The sequence below is a fragment of the Tahibacter caeni genome, assembly GCF_024609805.1.
Taxonomy (GTDB): Bacteria; Pseudomonadota; Gammaproteobacteria; order Xanthomonadales; family Rhodanobacteraceae; genus Tahibacter; species Tahibacter caeni.
The window spans coordinates 19340-28566 of record NZ_JANFVR010000031.1; the positions used below are offsets into that span (position 1 = coordinate 19340).

Below are 9227 nucleotides of genomic sequence, written 5' to 3' on the forward strand. Positions count from 1 at the left end.
CCCTTTCGCGATCCACACTGGCCTTCCCGCCAATGCAGGTCGCGGCCGCGGCGCCGCCTCAAACGGTTTCGTCGAACTTGTAACCGACGCCGTAGATCGACTGGATCGGATCGTAGCCGCCGGCCGCGTCGGCGATCTTGCGGCGCAGGTTCTTCACGTGACTGTCGACGGTGCGGTCGCTGACCACGCGGTGGTCGACATAGATCGCATCCAGCAGCTGGTTGCGCGAATGCACGCGGCCGGGATGCGCGATCAGCACCTGCAGCAGGCGGAACTCCACCGGCGTCAGCGGAAGCCGCGCGCCGCGCACGCGCGCTTCGAAGCGCTCGGGCTGCAGTTCGATTTCGGGCCTGGGCATGCCTCCGCCTTGCCAGAGCTGTGCGCGCCGCAGCTGCGCGCGCACGCGGGCGACGACCTCGCGCGGGCTGAACGGCTTGCAGACGTAATCGTCGGCGCCGAGCTCCAGCCCCAGCAGGCGGTCGATCTCCTCGATCCGCGCGGTCAGCATGATCACCGGAATGGTCGAGAACGTGCGCAGTTCGCGGCAGACGCCGAAGCCGTCGAGGCCCGGCAGCATCAGGTCGAGCACGACGAGGTCCGGCGTGTTCTGCCGGATCCAGGCGATCGCGGCGTCACCGCGTTCCAGGTGATCGACGGTGAATCCGTCGGCGACCAGATAGTCACGCAGCAGTGCCGCGAGCTTGGGTTCGTCCTCGACGATCAGGATGCGCGCACTGCTCATGGGGAGACTCCGCGGCGCGGCAAGCATACGCTGATGCGCAGTCCGCCCAGCGGCGACGGCGCGGCTTCGATGCTGCCCGCGTGCGCCGTGACGATGCTCTTGCAGATGGCCAGGCCGAGCCCGGCGCCGCCGCTGCTGCGGCTGCGCGAGGCGTCGCTGCGGAACAGCCGCTCGAACAGGCGCGGCAGATCGGCTTGCGCAACGCCCGGCGGCGTGTCGTCGACATGGATCAGCCAGGACGCCGGCAGACGCTGTGCCTGCACACGCACGCAGCCGCCCGCGTCGGTGTAGCGCGCGGCGTTCGCGAGCAGGTTGCCCCACAGCTGGGACAGCCGCTGCGCGTCGCCCTCGATGGGCATCGGCTCCTCCGGCAACTCCAGTCGCAGGTCCAGCCCGCGTTCGCGCAACAGCGCCGCATGACCCGCCGTCGCTTCGCGCAGCAGCTCGCCGAGGTCGAGCGGCTCGATCCGGTACGCCAGCGCGCCGACGTCGGCCAGCGCGAGCTGGTACAGATCGTCGATCAGCGCGCCGAGACGCTCGGCTTCCGCGCGCAAGGACGCGATCGCCGCCGGCGTGTACGGACGTATGCCGTCTTCCAGCGCGTGGATCTCGCCGCGCAGGACGGCCAGCGGCGTGCGCAGCTCGTGCGAGATATCGGCGATCCATTGCCGCCGTGCCCGGCTCGCCTGTTCCAGCGCCAGCGCAAGGCGATTGAAATCGTGCGCGAGCGCGCCGATCTCGCCGCCGCCGGCCGCCACGCGTGCGCTGAAGTCGCCGGCGGCGAGCCGGCGTGCGCCGTCGGTCACGTGCTGCAACGGGCGCAGCACGCGCGCGCCGAGCGCGACCGACGCCAGCAGCGCGAGGGCCAGCGCGACGCCGCCGGCGCCGGCGGCAACCCAGGCCTGGTGCCGCACGAACGCGACATCCTCTTCGCCGCGCAGGCGCGGCAGCGGCGTGAGCTTGAGATGACCCACGACACGTCCGTCCACGTCGATCGGCACGTCGAAATCGGCGTGTTCGAGCACGCCGCCGCCGCCGACGTGCCGGCCCTCACGATCGAGCAGGATCAGGCGCGCCGGCAGGTCCATGCCGCCCGGGCGACGCGGCGGCGGACGGACCGCGAGCGGCGGCGGACGCCCCGGCAGGAAATCGTCCGGAAGCGCGGGACGCTCGTTCGCGCGCGGCGGTGGATCGTCCACCGGCGGCGGCGGGAACCCTTCTTCCTGCGGAGGCCGATCGTCGTCGCCCGATGAGACGTCTTCGCGCTCCAGGCCGGCGCCGACCAGCGCGAGCCAGACGCGCGGGCGCTGGCGCAGCGATTCCCAGCTGCCGACGTCGCGATAGTGCCGCGCGAGCACGCCGGCGACGGCCGTCGCGCGCTGCCGGTCCAGGGTATTGAGATAGTCCGCCAGGCCGCGGCGGAACGCCTGCTGCTGCACGAGCAGCACGCCGCCCAGCGCCGCGAGGACCAGGACGGCGTTGAGCAGGAACAGCTGATGCCAGAGTCGTAGGCGCACGTCCGCACAGTAGCGGCAGATGCCGCAGCGCGAAACCGCATCGGGAGAAGTTCCGCGATTTCTTCACGATTCCGCGGGGACCGGCAATCTCCACAGAGTCTGCGCATTTCCTTCCATTTCGCAGTCCAGTGTCCGCAGCCGACGAAATCAGGCGGGGAGCCGGGACATGGGAATGCGCAGGACATGCGGACTGTTGTCGCTGGCGCTGGCAGCGGGCACGGCGACGGCGCAGAACCGGCTCGTCGATTGGGAAAGCGCGCAGGTGCACCCGCTGGAACTCACGCCCGACGGCAGCCGCCTGCTGGCGGTCAACACCGCCGACCAGCGCCTGGAAGTGTTCAGCGTGGCCGCCGCCGACGGAAGCCTGACGCCGCTGGCGTCGATCCCGGTCGGCATCGAACCGGTCAGCGTCCGCGCGCGCGGCAACGCCGAGGCCTGGGTCGTCAACGCCCTGTCGGACAATGTCAGCGTGGTCGACCTGGCGACATTGCGCGTGACCCGTACCGTCGACGTCGGGGACGAACCCGGCGATGTGGTTTTTGCCGGCAATCCACAACGCGCCTTTGTCAGCATCGCCGAGGCGAACCAGGTCAAACGGTACGACCCGGCCGACCTCGGCGCCGCGCCGGCCGTCGTGGCCTTGCAGGGACGCCGCCCGCGAGCGCTGGCGGTCTCGCCGGACGGCAGCCGGGTCTATGTCGCGTTCTTCGAATCCGGCAACGCCAGCAGCATCGTGGACATTCCCGCCGTGTCCAATCCGGCCGGGCCCTACGCCGGACAGAATCCGCCGCCGAACAGCGGCGCCGCGTTCGATCCGCCGCAGCTCCCCGCCAATGGCGCCGCGCCGCGCGTCGCCCAGATCGTGCGCCGCACCGCCGCCGGTCAGTGGCTGGACGGCAACAACCGCAACTGGTCGAACCTGGTCGGCTGGAACGTGCTCGACCACGACGTGGCCGTCGTCGCGACGGACAGTCTCGCCGTGAGCTACGCCGACCGCCTCATGACGACAGTGATGGCGCTAGGCGTGAAACCCGACGGCCGCGTCGCCGCGGTCGGCACCGAGGCACTCAACCAGATGCGCTTCGAACCCCAGGTGCAGAGTATTTTCCTGCGCGTTCAGATCGGCTCGTTCGACCCGGCCAACGTCGCACTGACCCAGGTCGCCGATCTCAACCCGCACCTGGACTACACCGTGCGCCGCGTGCCGCAGGACGTGCGCGCGCAGTCGCTCGGCGATCCGCGCGGCATCGTCTGGCATCCGGCCGACGGGCGCGCCTTCGTCTCCGGCATGGGCTCGAACAACGTGATCGTGACCGATGCCTCGGGCGCGCGCTCGGCACGCATCAACGTCGGCCAGGGCCCGACCGGCCTCGCCTTGAACGCCAGCGGCTCGCGCCTGTACGTGCTCAATCGCTTCGAGGCGACGATCTCGCGCATCGACACAGCCGCACTGAGCGAACTGGGCCGCACCGCGTTCTTCGATCCCACGCCCGCGGCGATCCGGGAGGGCCGCCCGCTGCTGTACGACACGCACACGAGCAGCGGCCTGGGCCAGATCGCCTGCGCGAGCTGCCACGTCGACGCGAAATCCGATTTCCTGGCCTGGGACCTGGGTGATCCGCAGGGAACGCTCAAGGCCGTCGACCTGCCGTGCCCGCCGGGACAGACCTGCGGCGTCTGGCATCCGATGAAGGGACCGATGCTGACCCAGAACCTGCAGGGCATCGTCAACGCCGGCGCCATGCACTGGCGCGGCGACCGGCACGACGTGGCCGCGTTCTCGCCCGCGTTCGTCGGCCTGCAGGGCCGCGACACCGAGCCGAGCGCGGCGGACATGAGCAAGCTGCAGAACTTCCTCGCGCTCGTGGCCTATCCGCCGAATCCGAACCACGCCGCCGACGGCAGTCTGCCGGCCAGCCTCGCCGTCACCGGGGGCAACGGCAATCCGGCCAATGGCAGGAACATTTTCCAGAACCAGCCGACCCTCGGCGGCGGCCCCTGCACGGTCTGCCATGCGTTGCCGCTGGGCACCAGCAACATCGTCGACAATCCGCAATTGCCCCTGGCGCCGCAGCCGATGAAGGCGGTGCAGCTGCGCGGCCTGTGGGACAAGCTGGGCTGGTCCAAGACCAGCCAGACCAACCTGCGCGGCTTCGGTTTCAACAGCGACTCCGAATTCGACTCGCTCGGCGCGCTGCTGCAGGTCGGCTTCAACTTCGGACCGCCCGCCACGGCGGCCCAGGCGCGCCGCGACGTCGAGGCCTTCCTGCTGACGTTCGACACGGAAACCTTCGCCACGGTCGGCAAGCAGATCACGTTCAACGGCGCGAACAACGACGATGCCGCGCTGATCGCGCGCTTGAATGCCTATCTCGCCCAGGCCGACGCGGGTTCGGTCGGCGTGGTGGCGCACGGCGCGAGCCGCGGCTACCTGTATGCGACCCAAGCCGTGATGCTGACCGATCGCGAGAACGCGCCGACGACGCCGGCCGCGTTGCGTACCGCCGCCACCGCGGCCGAGCCCGTGACCTTCACCGTGGTACCGAGCGGCGCGCAATACCGCATGGGCGTGGATCGCGACGGCGACGGCTACTTCGATCGCGACGAACGCGACAACGCGGCGCAACCGGACGACGCGAACTCGACACCGGCCGGGTTCTGCCGCGCCGACTTCAACGCGGACCATGTGCTCGACGCGAACGATCTCGGTGCATTCACTGCGGCGTACAACGCGGGCAATGTGCGCGCGAACTACGACCATTCCCTGTCGGCGAGCGGACTGCCGACGATCACGACGGCGGATCTGGCGAGATACCAGAGCGACTACAACGCAGGCTGCCCGGCTGTAGACCGGCTGTTCGTCGGCACTTTCGAGTAGGCCGCTGCGTTCGCGACGAACGCGCGTGACAGTCCCGCGTTTCGGTATTCGTCGCCGGCCGCATCGGCTCGAGAACGACATGCCGCAGGACTATTCCGCTGTTCGTCCCGGCGCCGTCGGGATCGGCGGCTGGATCGTCGACGGCTTGATCCTCCTCGCGCTGTGCATCGCCGCCGTCAAAGGACATCGCGCAGCGTTCGGGTTGTTCGCGCTGTTCGCGGTGGCCGGCCTCGCGACTCGCGTGCACTGGGCGGGCGCTCACGTCGTACCGAACGGGTGGCGCGTGCTCGCAGCACCTCTCTATCTGTCGAGCACCGTGCTGCTCGTCGCCGCCGCCTTCTGCTCTCCGGACCGGCTGTGGACGCCGCGCGCTGGGGATTCATCGCTGCCGGCGCGATCACATTGGCTTCCAGAATCATCGGCCGGCGTGCTGTCGCCGTTGCGAAAGACGCGAGCAATCCGGGGTAGCGCGTGCTCGACGCGCTACCCCGTCATAGGCTGCGGCGTGAGGTGACAGTGGAGGGCCGCGGCGCACGCCTCGCGAACGCCACGGCGCCGGGAGCTACCCCACCGAATAGAAGAACTGCTCGTGCACGATCTTGCCGTCACGGACGCGGTACACGCAGATCTCTTCCATCGGCATGCGTCCGCGATCCTTGTACGTCGCGTCGATGCCCATCGCGACGCTGAACCATTCGCCGGCGACGACGGGATCGCTGACGCTGCCGCCGTGGATCTCGACGATGTTCTCGGCCCAGCGACGCCCTTTCTCGCGGATGGCCGCCAGGCCGCTGACGTCGCCCAGCGCCTCCGGCGGCAGCCCGGCCATCTCGATGCTGACGGCGTCGTCGGCGTACAGCTCGTTCTGCGCCTGCTCGTACTGGCCTTGCCGGCACAGCTCGACCAGCCGGGCGGCTACCTGTGTGGTGTTCATGGTGGATCCTCCGTAGGGAGCGGCCAGCGTACGGGCGCACTGCTGACACCGTGATGTCAGCAGGTTGTGCTGCCCGTCGGCCTCGTCCACGACGACCGTGGACGTTCGTGGAGAGGCCGCGCTGCCGGCGGCTGCCCGTGGATCCGGCGCCGCGCCGGCGTGACCGCGCCGGCGTTTCCCTGCTACAAACGGACACCATTTCGCGTTTCGCGTGGCCGTGCCCTCCCAAGGCAACGCCGGCCAGCCCGCACCGCACCATCGCTACCGGAGGCAAACCGCATGACCCCCGATCCGATCGCCCGCTGGCACCGCCTCGTGAACGAGCGCGACGCCACCGGACTCGATGCGCTCCTGGCCGAGGACGTGGTATTCCATTCGCCCGTGGTGCACACGCCCCAGGTCGGCAAGCCGGTCACCAGGGCGTATCTCGCCGCCGCGCTCGCCGTGTTCGGCAACGACTCGTTTCGCTACCGGCGCGAAATCTACGGTGAACACGACGCGGCGCTGGAGTTCGAACTCGAGCTCGACGGCATCGCCATCAACGGCGTGGACCTGATTCGCTGGAACGCCGAGGGACGCGTCACGGAGTTCAAGGTGATGCTGCGCCCGCTCAAAGCCGTCACGTTGATCCACGAGAAGATGGCGGCGATGCTGCAGGCGGCGCGGCGCTGATTCTGCCGCGTCGACCGGCAGGCGAGACACGTGATCACCGACCAGGCACCGGCTCTGCTCCCGACCCTCGGCAGTAGGCCCGCTCGCTGGATGATGCGCGTTCGCGGCCATGGCTCCGTCCGGGTGCGAGCCGCCGGATCGGCGCAGGATCTGGCGGCGTGGGCAACGCGTCTCGGCCAGCACTGGCTCAAAGGCATTCGGCTTGCACTGCAGCTGACAATACTGGATGACCGCACACACGCCCGAATTCGACACTGAACCGACGCCCGGACGTTCTGAACCAGCCGTCCCGGGACATTGATTCGCCTATAGCGCGGAAATCGTATTCCTGTCCGACCCAGCGCGCGGCTTCTGCTTCTGCAGCAACGTCGTCGCGTAGTCACGATTTCTCGTAGTCGCTTCTGGTCTTTCCCAGACAACAGCTTCACGACGTTGCGTCCTACAGGTTCGCGAAAAATTCGTGGGAGTCCTGATTCTCTACCCGGCGAAAATCCATGTGCGTCCTGATTTTCTCCCTGATTTTCTGTGTCGAGCAGCCGTTCCATGCACACCAGAGCGACCTTCTGGACATCGATGCGGTCTGCGACGGCTGCGGCAACGAAATCCCCCGGGGCGCACCGAGCCGCTGTCGCCACCGCGTCGGCACCTTCTCTCACGCCACGGCGGCAACGGCATCGAGCCATTCGGAAGGGTTCTCGCGTAAGCTCGGCCACCTCGATTCGTTCGAGCCAGCTCCGCTTCGAAGCGCAGCCTGGCTCTTGTCTGCGCTCTCCTGAGACCTCCGATGCTCAAGACTCTCGCGTTCGCCGCTCTCGTCTGCGCTACCTTCGTCGCCCATTCGGCTGAACCGAATGCGGCACGGGGACTTCGAGAAAACGCAACCGGGTGGAAGCAGCCGGCGGGACTGACGCAGATTCCGATCTGGCCGCAGGGTGCTCCCGACATGCCCGCTGGCCCCAGGGCCGACGAGACCGTATTCGAGGTGAGGAAAGTTCCCGGACGCTACTACACGGGCGTCGCCGATGTATCGCATCCCACGATCACGATCTTCGAACCGAAGGACGACCGCCGTACCGACGCGGCCATCGTCGTGTTCCCCGGCGGAGGTTTCCAGATACTTGCGATCGATATCGAAGGTACCGAGATATGCGACTGGGTCACGACTCTCGGCGTCACCTGTGCGCTGCTCAAATACCGCGTCCCCAAGAGCAACCACTACTGGGACAAGGAAGAAAAACGCCACGTCACTCCGGCAGTTCCGTTCGCGCTCCAGGACGCGCAGAGGGCGATCCGGACCGTGCGGTCCAATGCGGCGAAACTGCGCATCAGTCCCGACAAGATCGGCGTGATCGGATTTTCGGCAGGCGGTTATCTGGTCGCGCAAACCAGCAATCTGTTCGAGCGTTCTTACAGCCCGATCGATGCGATCGACGCGCTGAGCAGTCGCCCGGACTTCGCCATCGCACTCTATCCAGGACACCTGTGCCGCTCCGGCGCCACTCTCGATCCCGGCATTCACGTCACGAAGCGAACCCCTCCGACGTTTCTGCTGCAAGCCTGGGACGATCCCGTCGATGAAATCTGCAACAGCACGATCTATGCACGCGCGCTGGACGAAGCCGGCGTTTCCGCGGAAGTGCACCTCTTCGCCAAAGGCGGCCACGCATTCGGATTGAGGCGAACCGGGCATTCTTTGTCGTCGTGGCCGTCGCTGGTCGAGAACTGGCTGAGGGAAATCGCGGTTCTGGACGCCAGTCCCTGATGCCAGGAAGACCTATTCATCGGCCACGCAAGCTGCTCGACGACACCGCCACCACACCGTCCGTCTTTCCCGGTCCGCCGTGCCATGTGTTCTTGAATACGGCACCCGCGCTGGCCGGAACCAACGCTGACGCTGCTGTTGGCATCTCCCGAAGAAACGCATCGATGACCAGCCGGACGCTCCGTGGCGATCGCCCGGAACCCGGTGCACAGAGACGGACGTATCTGTCTCATCGAACATCACTGAAGCTGCGAAACGAGCGGCGCGGCGGAGTCCGAATCCCGAGCGGCTGCGCAGCAGCGCGAACGACGAGTCCGGCATTCGTCCGGACTCGCCCTTATCGATTGATCAGGTACCGCCAAATCTGATCGTGCCGCGTCGACCCGACGCCTTCAACGACGCGTCGTCGGCGCGACGAACAACGTCGACGGATCGGTGGTGGTCTTCTGGAACGACAATCCGGTGCCGCCGTTGCTCGCGCCCGTGCTGCCGTTGCCGCTGCTGCCGCCCGCGCCGCCCGAACCGCCGCCGCCGCCGCCCCAGCCGGTGCTCGAGTTCAAGTTCGTGCCACTGCCGGCCGCACCGCCGCCGACGTTGATCGTGCCTGGCATCGTGAACGACGGCGCGAGCAGGTTGACGACGCCGCCGCCGCCGCCGCCCGAGGCCGCGCTGCCGGACGCGCCGCCGAGCGCGTCGGCGCCCTTGCCGCCGGCCGCGCTGAT

Annotated in this window: 8 protein-coding genes and 1 pseudogene; 5 read left to right on the forward strand and 4 right to left on the reverse strand. The window is 68.2% G+C overall.

Annotated features, from left to right (window positions below; all coding sequences use genetic code 11):
• Window positions 1-58: 58 nt before the first annotated feature.
• Window positions 59-742, reverse strand: a complete 684-nt coding sequence (locus NON22_RS04855) for a response regulator (RefSeq protein WP_257385801.1) — start codon at window positions 740-742, stop codon at window positions 59-61.
• Window positions 739-2259, reverse strand: coding sequence for an ATP-binding protein (locus NON22_RS04860; RefSeq protein ID WP_257385802.1), 1521 nt, complete (start codon window positions 2257-2259; stop codon window positions 739-741). The genes NON22_RS04855 and NON22_RS04860 overlap by 4 nt, the downstream gene beginning before the upstream one ends.
• Before the next feature lie 172 nt (window positions 2260-2431).
• Here NON22_RS04860 and NON22_RS04865 point away from each other — a divergent pair, with 172 nt between their 5' ends.
• A complete protein-coding gene (locus NON22_RS04865; protein ID WP_257385803.1) occupies window positions 2432-5137 on the forward strand; it encodes a GC-type dockerin domain-anchored protein in 2706 nt (901 codons plus the stop codon).
• A 79-nt stretch (window positions 5138-5216) separates the two neighbouring features.
• Window positions 5217-5651 (forward strand): hypothetical protein, encoded by a 435-nt coding sequence (locus NON22_RS04870; protein ID WP_257385804.1) that lies wholly within the window; start codon window positions 5217-5219, stop codon window positions 5649-5651.
• 48 nt (window positions 5652-5699) lie between these two features.
• Here NON22_RS04870 and NON22_RS04875 read toward each other — a convergent pair whose 3' ends face one another.
• On the reverse strand, window positions 5700-6071 hold the full coding sequence (locus NON22_RS04875; protein WP_257385805.1) for a nuclear transport factor 2 family protein: 372 nt from the start codon (window positions 6069-6071) through the stop codon (window positions 5700-5702).
• 279 nt (window positions 6072-6350) lie between these two features.
• Here NON22_RS04875 and NON22_RS04880 point away from each other — a divergent pair, with 279 nt between their 5' ends.
• From NON22_RS04880 to NON22_RS04890, 3 genes are all read left to right on the forward strand, one after another.
• Complete coding sequence (locus NON22_RS04880) at window positions 6351-6743, forward strand: nuclear transport factor 2 family protein (RefSeq protein ID WP_257385806.1); 393 nt, start codon at window positions 6351-6353, stop codon at window positions 6741-6743.
• Between the two features lie 494 nt (window positions 6744-7237).
• Window positions 7238-7519: a hypothetical protein gene (locus NON22_RS04885; RefSeq protein ID WP_257385807.1), complete on the forward strand. Its 282-nt coding sequence runs from the start codon at window positions 7238-7240 to the stop codon at window positions 7517-7519.
• An 8-nt stretch (window positions 7520-7527) separates the two neighbouring features.
• Window positions 7528-8505: an alpha/beta hydrolase gene (locus NON22_RS04890; protein ID WP_257385808.1), complete on the forward strand. Its 978-nt coding sequence runs from the start codon at window positions 7528-7530 to the stop codon at window positions 8503-8505.
• 392 nt (window positions 8506-8897) lie between these two features.
• Here the strand turns inward: NON22_RS04890 and NON22_RS04895 are convergent.
• Window positions 8898-9227, reverse strand: a pseudogene (locus NON22_RS04895) (hypothetical protein); the annotation flags it as partial.